General features: G+C 63.1%; 17 protein-coding genes, 1 tRNA gene and 1 pseudogene. 10 read left to right on the forward strand and 9 right to left on the reverse strand.

From position 1 onward, the window contains the following. Positions 1-4 precede the first annotated feature (4 nt). Both mnmA and A7A08_RS08345 read left to right on the forward strand, forming a co-directional pair. Positions 5-1,206: pseudogene (gene mnmA / locus A7A08_RS08340) on the forward strand (tRNA 2-thiouridine(34) synthase MnmA). A 41-nt stretch (positions 1,207-1,247) separates the two neighbouring features. Then, the gene (locus tag A7A08_RS08345) at positions 1,248-2,051 is read left to right on the forward strand and encodes a class I SAM-dependent methyltransferase (RefSeq protein WP_245290851.1); all 804 of its coding nucleotides are present in this window, start codon (positions 1,248-1,250) and stop codon (positions 2,049-2,051) included. A gap of 172 nt (positions 2,052-2,223) precedes the next feature. On the opposite strand, the gene A7A08_RS08350 is transcribed toward A7A08_RS08345, so the two are convergent. After that, positions 2,224-2,772 carry a prolipoprotein diacylglyceryl transferase gene (locus tag A7A08_RS08350; RefSeq protein ID WP_069095036.1) on the reverse strand — a complete coding sequence of 183 codons (549 nt, stop codon included), beginning with the start codon at positions 2,770-2,772 and terminating at the stop codon, positions 2,224-2,226. A 292-nt stretch (positions 2,773-3,064) separates the two neighbouring features. On the opposite strand from A7A08_RS08350, the gene A7A08_RS08355 reads away from it, so the two are divergent. Continuing rightward, positions 3,065-3,141: transfer RNA gene (locus A7A08_RS08355), tRNA-Met, on the forward strand. On the opposite strand, the gene A7A08_RS17600 is transcribed toward A7A08_RS08355, so the two are convergent. The 5 genes from A7A08_RS17600 to A7A08_RS08375 all read right to left on the reverse strand — a co-directional run bounded on the left by A7A08_RS17600 (position 3,136) and on the right by A7A08_RS08375 (position 9,247). Beyond that, positions 3,136-3,378 carry a glycosyl hydrolase family 18 protein gene (locus A7A08_RS17600; RefSeq protein WP_169822966.1) on the reverse strand — a complete coding sequence of 81 codons (243 nt, stop codon included), beginning with the start codon at positions 3,376-3,378 and terminating at the stop codon, positions 3,136-3,138. The genes A7A08_RS08355 and A7A08_RS17600 overlap by 6 nt on opposite strands. Further along, positions 3,267-4,433, reverse strand: a complete 1,167-nt coding sequence (locus A7A08_RS08360; protein ID WP_069095037.1) for a glycoside hydrolase family 18 protein — start codon at positions 4,431-4,433, stop codon at positions 3,267-3,269. Before A7A08_RS08360 ends, A7A08_RS17600 begins: the two co-directional genes overlap by 112 nt. Before the next feature lie 37 nt (positions 4,434-4,470). Continuing rightward, entirely contained in the window at positions 4,471-5,862 is a 1,392-nt protein-coding gene (locus tag A7A08_RS08365) for a polysaccharide biosynthesis/export family protein (protein ID WP_069095038.1), read from the reverse strand. Continuing rightward, a complete protein-coding gene (locus A7A08_RS08370; RefSeq protein WP_069095039.1) occupies positions 5,859-8,162 on the reverse strand; it encodes a bifunctional polysaccharide deacetylase/glycosyltransferase family 2 protein in 2,304 nt (767 codons plus the stop codon). Before A7A08_RS08370 ends, A7A08_RS08365 begins: the two co-directional genes overlap by 4 nt. Positions 8,163-8,263: 101 nt before the next feature. Next, entirely contained in the window at positions 8,264-9,247 is a 984-nt protein-coding gene (locus tag A7A08_RS08375; RefSeq protein WP_069095040.1) for a glycoside hydrolase family 18 protein, read from the reverse strand. A gap of 298 nt (positions 9,248-9,545) precedes the next feature. On the opposite strand from A7A08_RS08375, the gene A7A08_RS08380 reads away from it, so the two are divergent. Further along, on the forward strand, positions 9,546-10,271 hold the full coding sequence (locus A7A08_RS08380) for a Crp/Fnr family transcriptional regulator (RefSeq protein ID WP_083226576.1): 726 nt from the start codon (positions 9,546-9,548) through the stop codon (positions 10,269-10,271). A 22-nt stretch (positions 10,272-10,293) separates the two neighbouring features. Here the strand turns inward: A7A08_RS08380 and A7A08_RS08385 are convergent, their stop codons facing one another. Beyond that, positions 10,294-11,058: a competence/damage-inducible protein A gene (locus A7A08_RS08385; protein ID WP_069095041.1), complete on the reverse strand. Its 765-nt coding sequence runs from the start codon at positions 11,056-11,058 to the stop codon at positions 10,294-10,296. A gap of 182 nt (positions 11,059-11,240) precedes the next feature. Between A7A08_RS08385 and A7A08_RS08390 the strand changes: the two genes are divergently transcribed. After that, complete coding sequence (locus A7A08_RS08390; protein WP_069095042.1) at positions 11,241-11,735, forward strand: GNAT family N-acetyltransferase; 495 nt, start codon at positions 11,241-11,243, stop codon at positions 11,733-11,735. A gap of 16 nt (positions 11,736-11,751) precedes the next feature. On the opposite strand, the gene A7A08_RS08395 is transcribed toward A7A08_RS08390, so the two are convergent. Further along, positions 11,752-12,183 carry a MaoC family dehydratase gene (locus tag A7A08_RS08395; protein WP_069095043.1) on the reverse strand — a complete coding sequence of 144 codons (432 nt, stop codon included), beginning with the start codon at positions 12,181-12,183 and terminating at the stop codon, positions 11,752-11,754. Beyond that, positions 12,180-13,247: a GTP cyclohydrolase II gene (locus A7A08_RS08400; RefSeq protein ID WP_280948721.1), complete on the reverse strand. Its 1,068-nt coding sequence runs from the start codon at positions 13,245-13,247 to the stop codon at positions 12,180-12,182. Before A7A08_RS08400 ends, A7A08_RS08395 begins: the two co-directional genes overlap by 4 nt. Positions 13,248-13,752: 505 nt before the next feature. Here A7A08_RS08400 and A7A08_RS08405 point away from each other — a divergent pair. The 5 genes from A7A08_RS08405 (at position 13,753) to A7A08_RS08425 (ending at position 18,831) form a co-directional block, all read left to right on the forward strand. After that, entirely contained in the window at positions 13,753-14,961 is a 1,209-nt protein-coding gene (locus A7A08_RS08405; protein ID WP_069095045.1) for an MFS transporter, read from the forward strand. 292 nt (positions 14,962-15,253) lie between these two features. After that, on the forward strand, positions 15,254-15,820 hold the full coding sequence (locus A7A08_RS08410; RefSeq protein ID WP_069095046.1) for an NAD(P)H-dependent oxidoreductase: 567 nt from the start codon (positions 15,254-15,256) through the stop codon (positions 15,818-15,820). Continuing rightward, on the forward strand, positions 15,817-17,043 hold the full coding sequence (gene sfnG, locus A7A08_RS08415; protein WP_083226579.1) for a dimethylsulfone monooxygenase SfnG: 1,227 nt from the start codon (positions 15,817-15,819) through the stop codon (positions 17,041-17,043). The genes A7A08_RS08410 and sfnG overlap by 4 nt, the downstream gene beginning before the upstream one ends. Continuing rightward, a complete protein-coding gene (gene ribB / locus A7A08_RS08420; RefSeq protein WP_069095047.1) occupies positions 17,040-18,272 on the forward strand; it encodes a 3,4-dihydroxy-2-butanone-4-phosphate synthase in 1,233 nt (410 codons plus the stop codon). The genes sfnG and ribB overlap by 4 nt, the downstream gene beginning before the upstream one ends. Positions 18,273-18,276: 4 nt before the next feature. Continuing rightward, positions 18,277-18,831 (forward strand): flavin reductase family protein, encoded by a 555-nt coding sequence (locus A7A08_RS08425; protein ID WP_141693911.1) that lies wholly within the window; start codon positions 18,277-18,279, stop codon positions 18,829-18,831. Positions 18,832-18,963 lie beyond the last annotated feature (132 nt).

Consider the following 18,963-nt stretch of genomic DNA (forward strand, 5'->3'; position numbering starts at 1 on the left):
TCTTATGTCCAACAGTCTGCATCTTGAGGGTTCGCCGGCCGAGAACCGCGTGGTGGTCGCCATGTCGGGCGGCGTCGATTCCTCTGTGGTCGCGGCTCTGTTGAAGAGCCAGGGCTACGATGTCGTCGGCATCACCTTGCAGCTCTACGATCACGGCGAGGCTGTGGGCCGCCGCGGTACCTGCTGTGCGGGACGGGACATCCACGATGCACGCCGGGTGGCCGAGACCATCGGCATCCCCCACTACGTCCTCGATTACGAGCGCCGGTTCTCCGAGGCAGTGATCGGCGCCTTTGCCGACAGCTATCTCTCCGGCGAGACGCCCGTGCCCTGCGTGGCGTGCAATCAGAAGATCAAGTTCCGGGATCTGCTGGAGACGGCGAAGGATCTCGGCGCGGCGTGCCTCGCGACGGGACATTACGTTCGCAGCCGTCCCACCGAGGGCGGCTTCGCTCTCTACCGCGCCCACGATCAGGAACGCGACCAGAGCTATTTCCTATTCAACACCACGCCGGAGCAGCTCTCCTTCCTGCGCTTTCCCCTGGGCGACTTGCCCAAGGACGAGACGCGGCGTCTTGCCCGCGAATACGGATTGCCGGTCGCGGACAAAACCGACAGCCAGGATATCTGCTTCGTGCCGACTGGGCGCTATACGGATGTGATCGAGCGCCTGCGGCCCGGCGCGGCGGAGCCCGGCGACATCGTTCATGTGGACGGCAGCGTCTTGGGGCGGCATCGCGGCATCATCAATTATACAATCGGTCAGCGCCGCGGACTCGGCATCGCCGCCTCGGAACCGCTATACGTGGTACGGTTGGACTCCGACAGCCGGGAGGTCGTGGTCGGGCCGCGGGAATGGTTGCTGGCGCGCCGGATCACCTTGCGCGACGTCAACTGGCTCGGCGGAGAACCGCTTGAGACGCTGATCGAGGGCCGGGACATTCTTGCCCGGGTCCGATCCAGCGGCGTGGTTCAGCCGGCGTCCTGAAATGGCAGGACGGCGGGGCAGTGGTCGAGCTGGCGGACGGCGAGGAGGGCGTTTCGCCCGGTCAGGCTTGTGTGTTTTATGCTGCCGATGGCGATGAAGATCGCGTGCTCGGCGGCGGATGGATTACGTCGGCGGTGTTCGGCGAAGATGAATTCGGCGGTGCGGCGAAGAATGCGGTGCCGGAACGTGGCGAACCGCTCTTTGCCGAACGGCGTTAATTATTGGCTTGGGATGCGGTTGAGAGTGAGAGGGGCGTAACTTGCGTGCAAAACAGATCCTGATGGACACGGACTCGGTGCTCCACGCTTATCGGCGCTGGGCGCCCGTCTACGACACGACCTTCGGCAAGGTTGCCGCGGCCGGCCGCAAACATGCGGTCGAGATGATCAACCGCCGTGAGGGTCGGGTGCTCGAAGTCGGCGTCGGGACCGGGCTCTCACTGCCGGCCTATCGCAATCACCTGAAGGTGACGGGTATCGATCTGTCGCCGGAGATGCTGTCCAAGGCGCGCGATAAGGTGGAGCGTCTCGGCCTCGATTTCGTCGAGGAGCTGCACGAGATGGATGCCACCAATCTCGAGTTTCCCGATGACAGCTTCGACACGGTTGTCGCCATGTATGTGATGACGGTCGTGCCGGATCCGGAAAAGGTGATGGCAGAGCTCGAGCGTGTCTGCGCGCCGGGCGGCGAAGTCATCCTGGTCAACCATTTCAGCCAGGAGGACGGCTTCCGCGGCTGGTTCGAACGCCGCATGGCGCCGCTCGCCGACCAACTGGGCTGGCATCCCGTGTTTCCAGTCGAGACGGTCCTGGTGCGCGACGATCTCCGTATGACGGAGAGCCATTCGTTGCGTCCTTGCGGGCTGTTTACGATGCTCCGGTTCACCAAGGAGCCCGGCTACGGGCTGGGCCGCACGACGCGGGCGATGCCGATGAAGCGGCGCTCCGGTCGGCGCTCGGCTCAAGCGGCTGTGGCCCGGCTGGCCATGCAGGGCCGCAAGATGACGGACATCCGCTATTGGCGTTCGCTCCGCCGACGGCTGTCAAGCCAGGGCGCGGACTAGCACGCCCTCTGCTCTTTCGAGCGATTTCCCATAAGAAAAGGGAGCCCGCGATAGGGCTCCCTTCCTTGGCTACTACCGACTGGGCCGATTTACTCGGCTGCGTCGGAGGCAGGCGGTGCGGAACTCTGCTCCTTGGCGCCTGTCGAGGTGTCGGCTCCGCCGGATCCGGGCTTCATGGCCTCTTCCGATGCTTTGTCGTCGGACATCTCTTCGCCGGCTTCGGAGCCGGGAGCGCCGAACTTTGGATATCGGCGCCCGAAGATTTGTCGGCGTCACCGCTACCGTCGGGCTTGGTCGCGTCCTTGGGTGCGCTCATGCCATCGTCGGCCGCCATGTCGTCCGACATGTCACCCGCGGGTTTGGCCGCACCTTCGACATCGGTGGCATCCGTATCGGTCGGCTCGCCCGTCGCGGCTTCGGAGCTGGGCGGTGTCGAGGTGCGCTCCATGGCAGCCCCGGACGTATCGGCCTTGCCGGAATCCGGGCTCATCGCTTCGTCGGAAGCGTCGGATCCGCCCATGTCCTCGGCGGCATCTGATCCGGGCGGTGCGGAGCTCTGTCCTTTGGCGCCGCCCGATGTGTCTGCCTCGCCGGATTCAGGCGTCTTCGCCTTCTCTACTGCCGTCGACGAATCGCCGGACATCGCGGCGTCGTCTGCGGCCATGGCCGGCGTCAGGCTCATAAAGAGCGCAACGGCGGTCGTCGTCAAAAAACGGTTCATGGTCCTCTCCTTGAAGGTTCTGTCTTCTCCCAAACGGGGCGCTTTGTTGCGCCGTTCGTACAGGTCTTAAAACTTTGAGTTGATGGTGTTCGTTCCAGACGGGCGAGAGAAAGCAATCTCGATGAGCTTGGCGGCGGGGCGCTTTCGAGCCTTCTCAAGCGTGCCGCGAGTTGCTACATAGGCTCCCGGCCAAGGACGCTGTGCGTCGGGCCGCCAAGGCGAGACTGATGGATTGCCAGGCGCGGCACTTCGGCCTAAAAGCCCAACGTCCGGGCGTGAAAGCCTAAAAGATGGCGGAGTAGCTCAGCTGGTTAGAGCAGCGGAATCATAATCCGCGTGTCGGGGGTTCAAGTCCCTCCTCCGCTACCATTTCCCCCAATGATCCCGGAAGCTGCTGGCGCTGGCCTTGCTGCTTATGGTGTGGCCGTGCTCGGGCGAGAGGCCGTGAAGGACAGCGGGGAGAAGGCTGCCGTCGTCGCCGCTCATTTCCCAGATCATGACGCCAGCGAGTCCTGCATCTCGCGCGTAACGCGCCTTCCGGAACAGCGAGTCCGGATCGTCGTAGGTGATCCACAATCCGGTTTGGCGATTGAAGAGCCAAGGCACCTGGCTCTGGCGCTCCAGAAGCGCAGGAAGCCGTTTCGGGAGATCGAGGACTGGCGCAGCTGGCGGTAATCCATCTCGGCGGGGAGACCGCCGTCCGGGTCGCCCGGCGTTCCCGGCTGGAACAGGCCATTCCGGTCCTCGTCCACGCCGCTATAGAGGCGGCCGTAGAAAGGCAGGCCCAGGACGAGCTTGGCGGGATCGACATAGCGCAGATAGGCGCGGATCGATGCGTCGGCGTTCATCTCCCGGTCAGGGTCGCCTTCCGCCGGGAAGAGCGGCGCGTTGAAGGCGGTCTCGTCGGAGTCGGCATGGTAGTCGTAGGTCATCACCGATAGCCAGTCGACCACGCGGCTCAGGCGCTTCGGCTGGAGGTTGGCAAGATTGGGCAGGTCGGCGGAAACCGCCGCTGAGAGGAGATAGCGCCGGCCCTTGGCGGCGCCCGCCTCGTCAAGGGTGTCGCGGAAGGCCGTCATGAGTGCGGTGAAGTTCGCCTTATCCGCCGGGCGGTGGCTGTTGTCCTCAAGCCCGCCTTCGACCGGAAATTCCCAGTCGATATCGAATCCGTCGAACAGCCCGGGGTAGGGATCGATGTAGGTCTGGATGGCGGTCCGCGCCATCCTGTAGCGGCCCGCCTTTGACGCGGCGGCATCGGAGAATGAGCCGGAGCCCTGCCAGCCCCCGAGGGAGACCAGGACCTTGAGATCGGGATTGCGCTTCTTCAAGCTGGCGAGGGCGGCGAAGTTGCCGGCGAGGCCGAACGGGCGCTCGCCGTCGCCGCAGGCGCCGACATCGATGCAGGGATCGCCGAGGCTCACTGTCCCGTCGGGGCCGACCTTGCCGAAGGCGTAGATTATGTGGGTCAGGCCCTTGGTCCGCAAATCGGCCATGCGGAAGCCTGGCTCATAGGCCTTCCAGCTCGCCACATATCCGATGACGAGCGGTTTTCGTCCTGAGGGCGGCACCGCGCCGTCCATCCCGAAACTCGTGACTGCCGCCAGCAATATCGCTGTGAGCAGGCAGGTCGCGCCAAGGCTGAGGCTGTGGCGGAGCATCATTCAAGCCGACGGGTGTTGCGCGAACATCCGCAGCACGTCAGTTGACCGCCGTGTTGCCGATGGTCGCTGGAGCCGTGAGAATTTCCAGCACATCGCCCGGCCGAAGCTCGACCATGGGATCGGCGTCGAATTCCTTCAGACCGCTGGGCGAACGGCGCATCAGGCGGTAGCTCTGGCGCTTCGAGCCGCTCGACGGCAAGGGGGCGGCCATGGCCTGCTGGAGGAGGCGGCCGATCGTTGCTCCGGTGATCGTCTCCTGTTCGATCGCTTCCTGGCCTTCCCGGATCGCCTTCTCCCGCTTGAGGACGGTATCAAGCTGCAGCTGCGTGATGGATTGGCGCGTGGCGGTGAGATCGCGTTCCAGCCGCACGATGGAGGTCTTGGTTTCCTCCCAGCGGTCCTTTGCGACGACCAGATCGTTTCGGGCCGCAAAGTAGGTGATGTTGTCCATCCGGCCGAGCTGCCGAACCGCCTGCATCTTCTTCACGCGGGCTTCCAGCTCGCCGACCCAGCTCTGGGTTTCCGCCAGCCGGCCGTGAAGCAGGGTCAGCTCTTCCTGCATGGCGGTTATGGACCGGTCCAGCCCGGCGCGCTCGCTTTCCTTCTGCTCGCGCTCGAGCTGACGCAGGCGAGACACCTCGTCCACGAGTTTGTCGGCTTGCTCCGGGGTCGTGATCGCTTGAAGCGCGCTCGGGGCCTTCGGCACAGAGCCGTCGCGCTCGGCCTTGAGGACCGTGTCCCAGGCGAGCAGGGAGCCCAGGCGGTCCGTCGACTGGCGCAGCCGCTCTTCCTCGCGGGCGAGCTCGATACGGCGGGACTGGAGGTCGAGCTGTTCCGCGCCGTGACCGGCGCCAGCCAGGATGGCGGCTTGCAGCACGGTCATCCCCGGCACGTGCTTGACGGTCGCCGGGGCCGCTATATCGCCGGTCACGTACACCGGCTGCCGGTCTACGAGCTGCACGCTGGCCTTGATCGATCCGTCCCGCTTGGCGGCGAAGCCGCGCTCGATCGCTTTCGGAAGATCGACCAGTGCGATGCCGTCGGTATTGATGGCGCCGATCAGGGGCAGGACGATCAGACCGTCCTGTTGCACGACGTATTCTCCCGATAGCTCCGGCCGCTCGATCAGGGTCGGCAGGGCACTGCCGTTGGGATGCTCTATGCCGTTTCCGGAGCCGTAGGCTTCGAACACCGTGATCTTAAGCTGGTCGCCGATGGTGAGGAGAAGCGGGTTGGTCGGAAGCGGAGAGCGCTCGCTGTCATCTATCTCCCCGGCTTTCGCGGATAAGGTCCCGTCGGCTATGGGCTGAGAGTCGATTGCCTCGGGATTCTCGGCTGCAAAGACGGAAGCGGGGGGGCCGGCGATCGCAAAACCTGCAGCCAAGGTCAGCGCGAACATCTCAAACCGGTAAGCGTGGGTAATGGTCATAACGAGATCCCTCGGTGAGAAGCATTTTCGACCGCTGTCGGCGGTGCCACCGGCATGACAACGCTGCCGGTGCGGACAAGGGACCCCCAGCCGACGAGCGCTCCCCGCAAAGCGGTGAGCAGCGCGCGTCCGGCGGTCCAGTAGAGAAGCTGCCTGTAGGTGATCCGCTGGAGGAAGACCAAGGGCAGGAGCCTCCAATTCTTGCGTTCGCCATCGAGCTTGAGCCCGTAGAGCGTGGCGGCCAGGTCGGCCCCCTGGAAGACGAGCCAGTACCAAAAGACCAGCGTCAGGGTGTCGCTCTGCAGCTCTCCGAACCCGAGCAGAGATGCGAGGGCGAGAAGAAGCTGGGTGAGGACGATGACGTCCATGATCGGGGCGAGGAGCGTGAAGCCGAACTGGAAGACGTAAATGTTCGGAATGGTCAGAAGAGAGACGCCGGTCGGCCTCCGCCAAATGGCGCCGGAATGCTTGAAGGCCACCTGGAGCATGCCGAACATCCAGCGAAAGCGCTGGCGCATGAAGCCTCTCAGCGTTTCCGGAGCTTCGGTGAAGGCGAGGGCGTCGGGCGCGGACACAATGCGCCAGCCGTCCAAGGCGATCGAGACGGTGAGATCCGCATCCTCGGCGAGCGTGTCGGTGGAGTAGCCTCCGACCTTCCGCACCGCCTTGCGCCGCCAGGCGCCGATGGCCCCGGGCACAACGCCGATCGCGTTGAGCATCTCGAAGGCGTTGCGGTCGAGCCGCTGGCTGACCGTGTATTCGAGGGACTGGAGGCGGGTGATGAGGTTGACCCGGTTTCCGACCACCACCTTGCCGGCGACGGCGCCGACCTTCGCATCGGTGAAGGGCTGTAAGAGATGAGCGAGGGCATCCGGCGCCAGCACCGTGTCACCGTCGATGGCGACGACGACGTCGGCCCTGGTGCTGCGGTAACCGAGATTGAGCGCGCTTGCCTTGCCGCCGTTCGGCTTCCGGATAACGCGAACCCTGTCGTCGTTGCCGAACGCCGCGGCTAAGACACCTGCCGTGTCGTCTGTGGATCCGTCGTCGACCACGAGAATCTCGAAGGGGGGAACGCCGGTGGCGTCAAGGAGCGCGCGCACGGTCTTACAGGCGACGGCTTCCTCGTTGTGGACAGGGACGATGACGGCGAACCGCCCGCGATAGGGTGCGCGGGTCACGCTCCGCGACTCGCGGCGCCGCTGCTGCACGCCAGCGAACAGCATGACAAGGCCAAGCCGGGCGAGACCGAGAAGCGATGTCGCGATGGCCACCAGGGGAATGATCTCCGAAAGGGTCGCGAAGGTGCGGATCGACAGAAGTCTGAAGCTGGCTTCCGTCTCCCGCACGATGTCGGGATCCTTGACCCTCGGCATCACCGCGTCCCGCGGCAGGCCGAACAGCTCATGGGTGGTGACGAGGCTGTAGCCTTCCGCTCTCAGGCGGTCGATCAGCAGCGGCAGGGAGCGGAGGGTAGCCTCGCGGTTTCCGCCCGCGTCGTGCATGAGGATGACGCTGCCGTCACCGGTGCGCAGGCTCGAGATGACGTCATCGACGATCCAGTTCACTTCGGAGGGGTGGCGCAGATAGTCGTGGGTGTCGATCTCGAAGCCGCCCCAGAGGTATCCCAGCTTGTAGACCGTCTCGATCAAGGTCGGCGAGCCTTCCAGGAAGCCGTACTCCGCGCGCTCATATGGTGCGCGGAAGAGGACGCTGGTGACGCCGAGACGGGATTGAAGAAGGCGCTGGGTGCCGTTGAGCTCGGCTGCGATGCGAGTCGCGGAACTTTCGTAGAGCTCTGCGTGGTTGAAGGTGTGATTGCCGAGATCGTGGCCTTCCTGGTAGATGCGCTTGACCACGTCGAGATTCGAAATCGCGTTGTCGCCGACCAGATAGAAGGTCGCCTTCACGTTCTTCTCGGCGAGGATGTCCAGGATCTTCGGCGTGTAGATCGGATCGGGACCATCGTCGAAGGTGATGGCGAGCTGCTTTGGATCCTTGGCATGCCAGGTCGTGATGTCGGCAAGCTTCGGCACCGCGCGCATCTCCTGGCCGTCGACGAGACCGAGCGGACGGTTAAAGAAGAAGCGGCGTTCGCCCAGGCTGCCGGGCCGCACCGAGGCGAGACCGCCTTTCACGGCGTCGAGGCTTCCGAACCCTGGCTCGATGGTCTCCATCTTCCGCAGCACGCTCTCGTCGGGAAAGCCGCCCTTGGCGGCGAAGGACCAGATTCCCTGATCCTCCAGACCCAAGCGCCAGACGGCGATCCCTGCGGGAGCGACGGAAAGCGCCGCCCGCATTTGATTGAACGACGACGCGGCATCGAGGAACCAGACCTGCGCCCAGCTTCGCGGAGTGCTGCGGTAGACGAAGGTCGGCGTCAGCGAGCGCCCATCGAACTTCAGCTGGGTGCCGGATTCGCTGAGGAGATCCCATGCGCGCTGGACGGAGATCTCCGTGTCCTTGCCGAAGCGTCGAAGTCCAGACCGTAGGAGCCGATGGTGACGATCAGCTTCTCCTGCGGGACGACCCGCAAACGCTTCAGGAGCTGGCCCTCGAACCAACCCTGGCTAACCGCCGGTCCCGTCGTATCGCGCATCACGGACTCGTTTTCCGTTCGGATGAGGACGAAGTCGGCGAAGGGGACGAGTTGGGCGAGGCTTTCGGTGCTCACCTCTTCTGGCACGGAAAGGATGAGGCTGCGGCCGTCGCTGGACAGCGTTCGGCGGAGCGAGGCGATGGTTCGGATGAGGACGGGCTGCGCGCTCGGCGGTACGCTTCGGATGCCGACCACCACGCCTGCGAAGTCGTTGGCTTCGACGTTCGCCGCTACGCTGGCTGCGAGACCCTCGCGCGTCGCGGGGTCCAGCAGCAGGGACATGCGCTCCGGGAAAAGAGTCAAAGACGGGTAGAGCTTGGCTTTCGGAACAAGCGACCGGACACGTGCGAGGCTATTGAGCATTTCCGGATCGCCGGATGGAAAGTTCAGCGCCTCCGAGGTCGCATCGTCGAGGTGGATCCAATTCAAGATCAGCCCGTCGACGTCGCCGGTGTGCAGCTTGAGAGACTGAAGACTGGCTTCGTCGTCGTAGGAAAAGAACGCCAGGCGGAATGCTCCGGCGCTGGCCGGCGCGGGGTTGTGGATTTGGCCGGAGGCGATCGGGGGCTCGTTGGGGGTGCCGGTGGCGCGACTGGACTCGCCCGCCTCCGATAGCGGCGCCGTCCGTCCGGGGGGCGGGCTCATGTCCGGCGCAATCAGGACCCCGATGGTGATGACGGTAACTGCCGCGGTCGCAAACACTCCGGCCAGAGCAAGAACGACATTCAGCAATCGGGCCCGATGGCCGTGGGGGTCGAAGAAGACAGGCTTCTTACGCGGAAACATACGCTTACTCGCTACACGCGATTACACGAGAACAGAGAAGCGCCGCGAGACGCGAACATCCCCACAGCTGTTCGATCACGGCACTTCTGTTAAGACAGCGTTAAATATCGACAGAAGCGTCTACTTCGCTGTTCAATTTTGATCAGGTGAGGGACGGCAACCCGCAATGTGACCTCGGGAAGGTGGAACAAGTTCAGAGAAATCAATCACTTACAGGCCGTAACCATTTGAACAAAAAGTGATAAACTGTGTGCGCTGAGCGTCATCTGATGGGGGTATATTGTAATCGCAGGTTGCAATGGAGAGTTGTGCGTTGGCCCCAGTACCTCCAAAAGCTTCCGCGTCCTCCGGAGGCAGGAAGACGCCGGATTTCGATATACTCGAACTTGCTTGCCGCCGGGACGGGGTAGCGGCGCAGCTGACTTGCCGCCCGCGCACAGTTCTGTTTCGGCAAGGAGAGCCTGCCGATAGTCTCTTTTATCTACTTGCGGGCAAAATCAAGCTCAGTGCCGTTTCCGAGTACGGAAAGGAGTGCGTGCTGGCCATCCTGCCGCCGCAGAGCTTCTTCGGCGAGAGCTGCCTCATCGGCCGGCCCATCCGCCGCATGTCGGCGACGGCCATGACGGAAAGTGAGATCTTGCGGATCGACGCGGCGGCCGCAGAGCAGATGATGATGGATTGTCCGGCGTTCTCGGCGTTCCTCATCCGGAACCTCATCAGCAACGAGCTGCGGGCCGAAGACGCTCTGATCGATCATCTCCTGAATTCGAGCGAGCGGCGGCTGGCGAGGTTGCTGCTCATGCTCTCGAATCATGCGACGGCAGGGACGCCTGAGGTGACGCTGCCCTCGATCAGCCAGGAGACGCTCGCCGAGATGGTGGGCACCACACGGTCCAGGGTGAACCAATTCATGAACGCGTTCCGACGCCACGGGCACATCACCTATGACGGCCGCACCATCACGGTGCGCGAATCCCTGTCGCGCGTGATTCAGAATTCGCCGCAGCACGGGGGCGGCGAATAGCTTCGGACGACAGGCTATTCCGTCAGGAGCCTGCGTCCGCTTCTGCGTAGGGCGTGCCGTGATTGTCGAGGAGGGAACACAGCGCTTCGGCCGCGTTCTCGATGAGATCGGCATCGGTGCTTCGGAGCACGACATAGGTCCCGTAGCCGCTCGGCTCGAAATAGGGATAGCTGCCGATCTTCACATCCGGGTGCTCGGCTTGCAGACCCGCCAGGGCCAGGGCGACGTCGCCCTCGATGGCGTCGACGCGGATGGAGCGGGAGGCGATCCGCTTGCCCGTATCGAGGCGGCGCACCACGCTCTTCATCATGGTCCGCATGATCTGCGGCACGCCTGCCATCACGACCACATTGCCGATCATATAGCCCGGGGCTCCGGAGATCGGGTTCGGCACCAACTCCGCCCCTTCCGGCACGCGCGCCATGCGGCGCAGGCTCGGCCCGAGCTCCTCGCCGGGAAAGCATTCGCGCATGGCCTGGAGAGCGTGAGGGTGCTCTTCAATGATTGGCGTATCGAAGGCGGTCGCGATGGCGTCGGTGGTGACGTCGTCATGGGTTGGGCCGATGCCGCCGGTGGTGAGCACGTAGTCGAATTGCTGGCGCAGGCTGTTCACCGCGCCCGCGATCTCCGCGATGCCGTCGGGCACGATACGCACTTCGCTGAGGACAACCCCGATCCGGTCCAGGCTGCCGGCGATATAGGAGATGTTCTCGTCTTGGGTTCGACCGGAGAGGATCTCCTCTCCGATGACCAGGAGCGCTGCAGTGATTGTGTCGTGCTTTGTCATGACGCCCGTGTCATTGGCTTTTAGCCGGCCTACATGCGTGACGTCTGCGTAGGGAGGCGGGCAGCTTTTCCCTGCTCATCCACGCGTGGAAACGCTATAGACCTGTCGGTACAACTTTAGGAACGAACAGGCCCGGAAGTCCAGGGCTAGGTGCCGTTCGGAGCGAAGGAGAGCAGGCGGCAATGGCGATCATCCGCGACGCCACGGAGCGCGACATCGCGAGTATCCTGGTGATCCTCAACGATGCGATCGAGACCACGACGGCGAGCTGGGATCATGAGAAGAGCACGCCGGAGCGCTGCACGGCTTGGTATGAGGCGCGACGGGCGAAAGGATTTCCCGTGCTCGTGGCAGAGGAGGAAGGCAATGTGATCGGCTTCGCCTCCTTCGATATCTTTCGCCCCTTCCAGGGCTTTCTGCACACGGCGGAGCATTCGATCTACGTGGCCCGGGATGCGCGCCGCCAGGGCGCGGGCCGCGCGTTGATCGCGGAGCTCGCTGCCAGAGCTCGAGCCCTGGACATGCATGTGCTGGTTGCCGGGATCGAAGCCAACAACGCGGCCTCGATCGCCCTCCATCAACAGGCGGGCTTCGAGGCCGTCGGCCGGCTCCCTCAGGTCGGCCGAAAGTTCAACCGCTGGCTCGATCTCGTCTTCATGCAAAAGGCTTTGGGGTGAGGGGAAGGGCGCCGGTCTAGACCGGCACGGTAAAGGTTGTCGCCTTGCCGCTCAGGCAGACTTCGCCATGCTGGTTGGTGACGGTGGTCTGCAGATTGCAGATCGGCTTGTCGTCGCGGGCATCGATCACCTCGATGCGGCCGGTGATCACATCGCCGACCAGAACGGCCTTGGTGAAGCTCCAGTCGACATTGAGAAAGACCGTTCCGGGTCCCGGAAGCTTCTCGGCAACGATGGCGTTGAGGATCCCCGAGGTCACGCCACCCTGCACGATCAGCCCGCCGAAGATGGATTTCTCGGCGAGCTGCCGATCATAGTGGAGAGGATTCTTGTCGCCGGTAATCTCAGTGAAAAGTTCGATATCCCGCATGGTGACTTCGTTCTGAAGCTCCGCAAACTCGCCGACTTGGGGCACTGTCCCCCGCGCCGTCTCCAACCACGCACTCATCCCGTCCTCCTTGTCCCTGATTGCTCCCTAAAATGGCCGCAGCTCATTGTTTTTGTTTCTAAGTACCGATCGTTCGTTCCGTTAGGCGGTATAGTATGTGCAACCCGGGATTGCACCAAGATTCCGAACTTCGCCATGGAGTCGATCTTGACCGGATTGTCGGACAACAGCCGGATCCGCTGAAGGCCGAGTTCCTTTAGAATGGCAGCTGCGAGCCCGAAGTTCCTCGCGTCGTCCTCCCATCCGAGAGAGTTGTTGGCCTGCAGGGTGTCGAGGCCCTGATCCTGAAGAACGTAGGTCCGCAGCTTGTTGGTGATGCCGATCCCGCGCCCTTCCTGATCGAGATAGAGAATGACGCCGCCGCCTTCCTCCTCGATGCGCTCGACTGCGCGGTGAAGCTGGGGACCGCAGTCGCAGCGGAGGCTGCCGAGGACATCGCCGGTGAAACAGGCGGAATGGATGCGCACGAGCGGCGCGCCCCGATCGTGGGGTGAGCCGATGATCAGAGCGAGATTTTCAGAGCCGTCGGCGAGACCACGATAGGCGACGATCCTGGCGGACGGCGATGCCGCGATGGGCAGGGTGGTCTCGGTGATCCGTTCCACGGCCGGCGGCTGGTTGAACTGTGCCGTCACATCATCGGCCTCGACCGAGGGATAACCCGACTCGATGAGACGCTTCGCCTCGGCCGGGGTCGTTTGCCAGATGAGCAGAGCCGGCAGCAGCCTGCTTTGCTTGGCCAAGTCGACGGCCACGTTTCCGTCCATGGGGACCGCGGCGGTCTCGCCGAGAGATTCCACGTGTTGAGGCGCGGTGGGGTCTGCCAGGCCGCGCAACCGCTCGAGGGTCAGATCCTCCGATCGAAGACGGAAGGCGAGCATCGTCTCGGGCGGGAAGACCGTGGGATGTCCGAGGTCGCGTGCCCGGCCGGCCGCCAGAACCAACACGGGGAAAGAGGTCTTGAACTCCTCCAACTCCTCGAGATTGAGGCGGGACAGGGACTCGATGGCGAGCGCAATCAGCGGCCTTTTCCCTCCCACGAGGAGAGGCAGGCCGTCGCGCATCGCGGACATCGCATGCCGTACCGAACGCAGCCGCTGCTCGGCGGTGCGCTCAGAAAACCAGAGCTTTGAATTTTGCATTTTAGGTGCGGGAGACCTTAGCCGTGGCGCGTCAGAGCGGATGAAGAGGTCGGATAGCCGAAAATGCCGCCCTTGCCGATTTCCCTGATGGGATACCCCGTGCGCGAAGGCACGTTACGGTATGGTGCATCCATGCCGTCGCCTGCCATTCTCGATCCTCCCAATTGACTTGACAGATATTGGTTGATTAGGACTAGGATAGACCGGTCGGTACATGCTGGCCAGCGAAAAATCCTGGAACAAATTGTTACCAGAGTTGTGGGGGGAGCGCCGAGAGTTGTGCCGTGTAAAGGTGCAATTCGGCACTAATAAGAAGGCAGGGCAGCCTGTGCAAAAGCAAAGCAATGTCATCAGCGCGGACGATAGGAAGTATGCGCCTACTTTAGATTCGGTAGGAGATGGGTCGAAAGATCCTGCCGCCGGCCAAGTGAGCGCAGAAAAGAGCCTGTCGACGCTTCTGCTGCTTTGCCTTTGCGTCGTCCTCTCGATGACCACCTGGTTTTCGGCCACGGCGGTCATGCCCCAGCTCCAGGCCTACTGGAATGTCACGCCGCAACAGAGCACCTGGCTGGCGATTTCCGTCCAGCTCGGCTTCGCCATAGGCGCGGTCGGCTCAGCCGCCTTCAGCCTGTCGGATCTCGTGCCGCCTAGGATCCTCATGGCGGTGTCTTCGGCGGCGGTCGCCATGGCCAATCTCGGCATTCTCTTCGCACCCGATGCCAGTAGCGGCATCGTTCTCCGCACCCTGACCGGCGTGCTGCTGGCCGGCGTCTATCCGCCGGCGCTGAAGCTGATCTCGACGTGGTTCCGCAAGGGACGCGGCGTGGCGCTCGGCAGCGTCATCGGTGCGCTGACTCTCGGTTCTGCGATGCCCCATGCGATCAATGCGTTCGGCGGGCTCGACTGGCGGATCGTTATCGTCACCACCACCATCGCCAGCCTGCTTGCTGCTTTCCTTATGATCGTGTTCCTGCGCGACGGGCCGTATCCCTTTGCCAAGACGAGCTTCAATCCGTCTCAGATCAAGCAGGCGCTCGCCAATCGGGTCTTCGTGCTGGGCACCCTCGGCTATCTCGGCCATATGTGGGAGCTCTACGCTATGTGGACGTGGCTGCTATTCTTCGTGAAGGCGCGTCTCGTCTCCAGCGATATCGACAGCGGCTACATGGCCTCGCTGCTCACCTTCCTGATCATCGCCGCGGGCGCACCGGCCTGCATCATCGCGGGGGCTGCCGCCGACCGTATCGGACGGACGGCAATGACCTTCATCCTGATGGTCATCTCGGGCACCTGCGCAGCGACGATCGGCTTCACCTTCGACGTCCCGCTCTGGGCGTTCATGGTGATCGGGATCATCTGGGGCGCGACGGTCGTGGCGGACTCCGCGCAGTTCTCCACCATCGTCACCGAGGCGGGCGATCCGCGGCTGGTGGGCACTTCGCTGACCGTGCAGCTCGGGGCGGGCTATGCGCTTACGGTACTGGCGATCTGGCTCCTGCCCATGGCCGAGGCATGGCTCGGCAGCTGGCAGTGGGTGTTCCTCTTTCTGGTGCCGGGGCCGGTGATCGGTGCGGCTGCCATGGCGGCGCTGCGGCGGCTTCCCGAAGCGACTCGCATCGCCCACGGCCGGCGCTAGACATTCTGACCTTCAGAACATCGTGTTCGGGCGAGGCTATCAAAAACCCTCGCCCGACCGTTGCGTATATGTGACAGCGCGAGGGTTTTTTGGCCGATACGCGGGCGCCGATGCCTTCACATATTTGCCATTAAAATCAGCAATTTAGCTGGGTGCCTGCCGCTAAATTCATCGTCTTAACAGATAATTTAGAAGCCCTTGAAGATTTCCGGTTGCTTCCTCGCCTCCGAGAGTCCACGATTGATGGACCGGTCGGTATAATAAGATCATGGCCGGACCAAGGGAGAGGAAAATGTGTCTCATTGTCACGGTAAATGGGAGCCCGCGTGAGGGTGGCCGCACTGGCGCCGTCCTACGTGAGACCGCTGACGCTGTCCGCCGCCAGTTGGGAGAATCTCGTCTCGAGGAGGTTAGCCTGGCTGCGGAGTGGAAGGAGATCTTTTCCGGGCTGTGGCGGCCGCAAATTTCCGACAGAGCTGAACAGGTCGTGCGGCAGGCCGAGGAAGCCGACCTGCTGATCGTCGGTTCGCCGATTTATCGGGGGAGCTATACCGGCCTCCTGAAGCACTATTTCGATCTCGTCGGCCGTGAGGTCATGGCCGGCAAGAAAGCCATCATCATCGGCACCGGAGGCTCGCCTCTGCACGGGCTTGCGCTGGAGCATCAGTTCCGTCCGCTGATGGGCTTCTTCAACATCCAGACGGTGGCGACGGCCGTGTACGGCGTGGAGAGCGATTTCGACGATGTCGAGATTCGCGACGACCTGCTGCGTGCGCGGATCGAACGTGCCGCCGGAGAGGCGGCACGGCTGCTCGCTGTCTCCAAACCTGCGGAGCCGGTGATGGAGGCTGCGCTATGACCCAGCTCAGTCACCAGGAGTATCACGACCACGGCGGCATGAAATTCGCCCATTGGGTTCCCAATGTGAGCGGCGGCCTCGTGGTGAGCAAAATTCCGCAGCGCACCGACTGGGGCCTCGAATACAACGTCAAGCTGGCCCAGATCGCCGAGGAGGCGGGGTTCGAGTATGCCCTGACCCAGGTCCGGCTGATGGGCAGCTATGGCGCGGAGTATCAGCACGACTCCGTCATGTTCTCCGCCGCGATCCTTTCCGCGACCCGGCGCATCAAGATCATCTCCGCCATCATCCCCGGCATCTTCCACCCCATCGTGGTGGCGAAGCAGGGCGCGACCGCCGATCAGATCTTCAACGGCCGCTGGTCGATCCATATCGCGACCGGCTGGAACCGCGAGGAGTTCGACGCTCTCGGCGTTCCGTTTCTGGAACACGACGAACGATATGACCGCTCGCGGGAATTCGTCGAGATCCTGCGCGGCGCGTGGACGGAAGACGATTTCTGCTACGACGGAAAATATTGGCAGATCAAAGACTTCACACTCCGTCCGAGACCGCTCGCGCTGCCGGATCGGGCGACGCCGGACATCTTCCAAGGCGGCAACTCGACCGCTGCTCAGGAAATGGCCGCCGCTGTTTCCGATTGGTATTTCATGAACGGCAACTCGCCGGAGAACCACAAGCAGCAAATCGACAACATCGATGACATGGCCACCAAGCGAGGCCGCAAGGTCCGCTTCGCAGTGAACGCCTTCGTCATCGCGCGCGAAACAGAAGAAGAGGCCCGCAAGGAGCTCGAGCGCATCATCGACAATGCCGACGGGGAGGCCGTCAACAAGTTCCGCGTCTCCGTGAAGGAGGCCGGTCAGGCCACCGATGACAATGTCGGCATGTGGACGGACTCCAACCTGCGAGACCTTGTCCAGTACAATGACGGTTTCAAGACGAACCTCATAGGGACCCCGGAGCAGATCGCCGAGCGCATCCACGCGCTGCGTAAGATCGGCGTGGATATGATCCTCTGCGGCTTCCTCCACTTCCATGAGGACACAGAATATTTTGGCGAGCGGATTATTCCGCTGGTCCGCGAGCTTGAGCGGGGTGAACCCCTCAAGGGTAGGGAAAAGCAAGGATCGGCCCGTCCTCATCCGGGCCGGTCCTCCGCCCGCCCGCGTCTCGTTACCCAGGCCGACGCCGACTCCAATCTTGAAGGAGGCCGGCTATGAGTGACGGAAAGCAGTCCAACTGCCTCTCTTTCCCGGCCCTCAAGAGCGCCATCAGTAGTACCGAAGAGATCATCGAAGAGGCTCGGAAGGGCCGGATGTTCATTTTGGTGGATGACGAGGACCGGGAGAACGAGGGCGACCTCATCATCCCGGCTCAGTTCGCCACGGCCGATGCCATCAATTTCATGGCGCGCTACGCGCGCGGCTTGATCTGCCTGGCCCTGACGCCCCATCGCGTGGAGCAGCTCGGGCTGCCGCCCATGGCCTCGCGCAATGGCGGGCAGTTCGAGACGGCGTTCACGGTCTCCATCGAAGCCCGCACCGGGGTGACGACGGGTATCTCGGCAGCCGATCGTGCGCACACCGTGGCGATCGCGATCAACCCAGAGACGGGCCCCGCCGACATCACCATGCCCGGGCATGTCTTCCCGCTTTGCGCCCGCGATGGCGGCACCCTGATCCGCGCCGGCCATACGGAAGCGGCGGTCGACGTCTCGCGCATGGCCGGGCTGAACCCGTCCGGCGTGATCTGCGAGATCATGAACGAGGACGGCTCCATGGCCCGGCTGCCGGATCTGGTGGCCTTCGCCCAGCTGCACAATCTGAAGCTCGGCACCATCGCCGATCTCATCGCCTATCGCCGCAAGACCGAGCGTCTGGTGGAGCAGGTTGCCGAGTCGGGTCTGCACCATCCCTCCTTCGGCGAGTGGCGGCTGCTCGTCTACCGGGACCGGGTCGAGAACGGCGAGCATATCGTGCTCTGCAAAGGCGATCTCAGCGATCCCGAGCCGCTGCTGGTGCGCATGCATGCCACCGACTTCATCACCGATGCGCTTGGCGGCTCGGGTGGTGTTCTCAACAAAGCCATGCATCGCATCACGCGTGAGAGCCGAGGGCTGGTCGTTCTCATCAACGATCCCCGGCCCAATGCGATCTCCTCTCGAGTGAGCACAGTCAGTCCTCACCGGAGGCCGGATCCCCGCCAGCGGGACTATGGCATTGGCGCTCAGATTCTGACCGACCTCGGCGTGCGCGACATGATCCTTCTGTCCGATCGCACGACGACCCTGGTCGGCTTGGATGGCTACGGCCTCAACGTGATCAATCCGGATCAGGACAACCAGACGCCGCCGCAACCGCGGCAGGAGCCGGTGACGGCGGAGGCGCCAGAGGAGTCCGTTCCAACCCAGTCAGAAGAAGCCAATCAACTGGCTCAGAAGAAGGGATGACGAAGTGAGAGCACAAAATCAGAATATCGCGGGTACGCGGCCAGCCGCAGGCGCAGGCAGTCTTGCTCAGAATGGTCAGCCCCGGGTGGATCCCGATATCTTCCGTGCAGTGATGCGCCAGCTCGCCGGCGGTGTGACGGTGATCACCACAGTCGACGAGGGCAAGCCCCACGGCTTCACGGCCACGGCGTTTTGCAGCGTGTGCGCAGAACCTCCGACGGTCCTGATCGTCGTCAACCGGACGGCGCGGACCCACCCGCATATCGACGCCCGCCGCCATTTCGCGGTGAACCTCCTGGCAGACTCTCAGACGGACCTCGCCAACCGGTTCGCCGGCAAGATGGAAAATCAGTTCGACGGGATGTCCTACACAATTCCTGAAGATGGAGCGCCCGTGTTCGACGGGGTCGCCGCGCAACTTCAGTGCATCGTGAGCTCGCGGCTGGATGTCGGCACCCACACCATTTTCATCGGAGATGTCGTCGGGGGTGGCACCTCCGAAAGTGGGCCGCTCGTCTATCATTCCGCGCGCTTTGGGCGAATCGAGCAGATCGACTGATCTGCAACTTTTAGCAGGGGGATAGCAGCTAATGGCACTCACGATAAGATCCGGCTAAGCCGCGAGAAAACCTAAACAATTTCACCCGTTCCGGAAGATTTCCGAGAGCGTATGACGGAACACGCATAGTGA

The sequence above is a fragment of the Methyloligella halotolerans genome, assembly GCF_001708935.1.
Taxonomy (GTDB): domain Bacteria; phylum Pseudomonadota; class Alphaproteobacteria; order Rhizobiales; family Methyloligellaceae; genus Methyloligella; species Methyloligella halotolerans.

What these genes read in the sequence shown, in the direction of transcription:
- A7A08_RS08350 (WP_069095036.1), bottom strand. Translation starts at nt 2,772, where the DNA reads ATGAACCGTTTTTTGACGACGACCGCCGTTGCGCTCTTTATGAGCCTG.
- A7A08_RS08360 (WP_069095037.1), bottom strand. Translation starts at nt 4,433, where the DNA reads ATGATGCTCCGCCACAGCCTCAGCCTTGGCGCGACCTGCCTGCTCACA.
- A7A08_RS08365 (WP_069095038.1), bottom strand. Translation starts at nt 5,862, where the DNA reads ATGACCATTACCCACGCTTACCGGTTTGAGATGTTCGCGCTGACCTTG.
- A7A08_RS08370 (WP_069095039.1), bottom strand. Translation starts at nt 8,162, where the DNA reads ATGCGGGCGGCGCTTTCCGTCGCTCCCGCAGGGATCGCCGTCTGGCGC.
- A7A08_RS08375 (WP_069095040.1), bottom strand. Translation starts at nt 9,247, where the DNA reads ATGTTTCCGCGTAAGAAGCCTGTCTTCTTCGACCCCCACGGCCATCGG.
- A7A08_RS08380 (WP_083226576.1), top strand. Translation starts at nt 9,546, where the DNA reads ATGGAGAGTTGTGCGTTGGCCCCAGTACCTCCAAAAGCTTCCGCGTCC.
- A7A08_RS08385 (WP_069095041.1), bottom strand. Translation starts at nt 11,058, where the DNA reads ATGACAAAGCACGACACAATCACTGCAGCGCTCCTGGTCATCGGAGAG.
- A7A08_RS08390 (WP_069095042.1), top strand. Translation starts at nt 11,241, where the DNA reads ATGGCGATCATCCGCGACGCCACGGAGCGCGACATCGCGAGTATCCTG.
- A7A08_RS08395 (WP_069095043.1), bottom strand. Translation starts at nt 12,183, where the DNA reads ATGAGTGCGTGGTTGGAGACGGCGCGGGGGACAGTGCCCCAAGTCGGC.
- A7A08_RS08400 (WP_280948721.1), bottom strand. Translation starts at nt 13,247, where the DNA reads ATGCGCGACGGCCTGCCTCTCCTCGTGGGAGGGAAAAGGCCGCTGATT.
- A7A08_RS08410 (WP_069095046.1), top strand. Translation starts at nt 15,254, where the DNA reads ATGTGTCTCATTGTCACGGTAAATGGGAGCCCGCGTGAGGGTGGCCGC.
- sfnG (WP_083226579.1), top strand. Translation starts at nt 15,817, where the DNA reads ATGACCCAGCTCAGTCACCAGGAGTATCACGACCACGGCGGCATGAAA.
- ribB (WP_069095047.1), top strand. Translation starts at nt 17,040, where the DNA reads ATGAGTGACGGAAAGCAGTCCAACTGCCTCTCTTTCCCGGCCCTCAAG.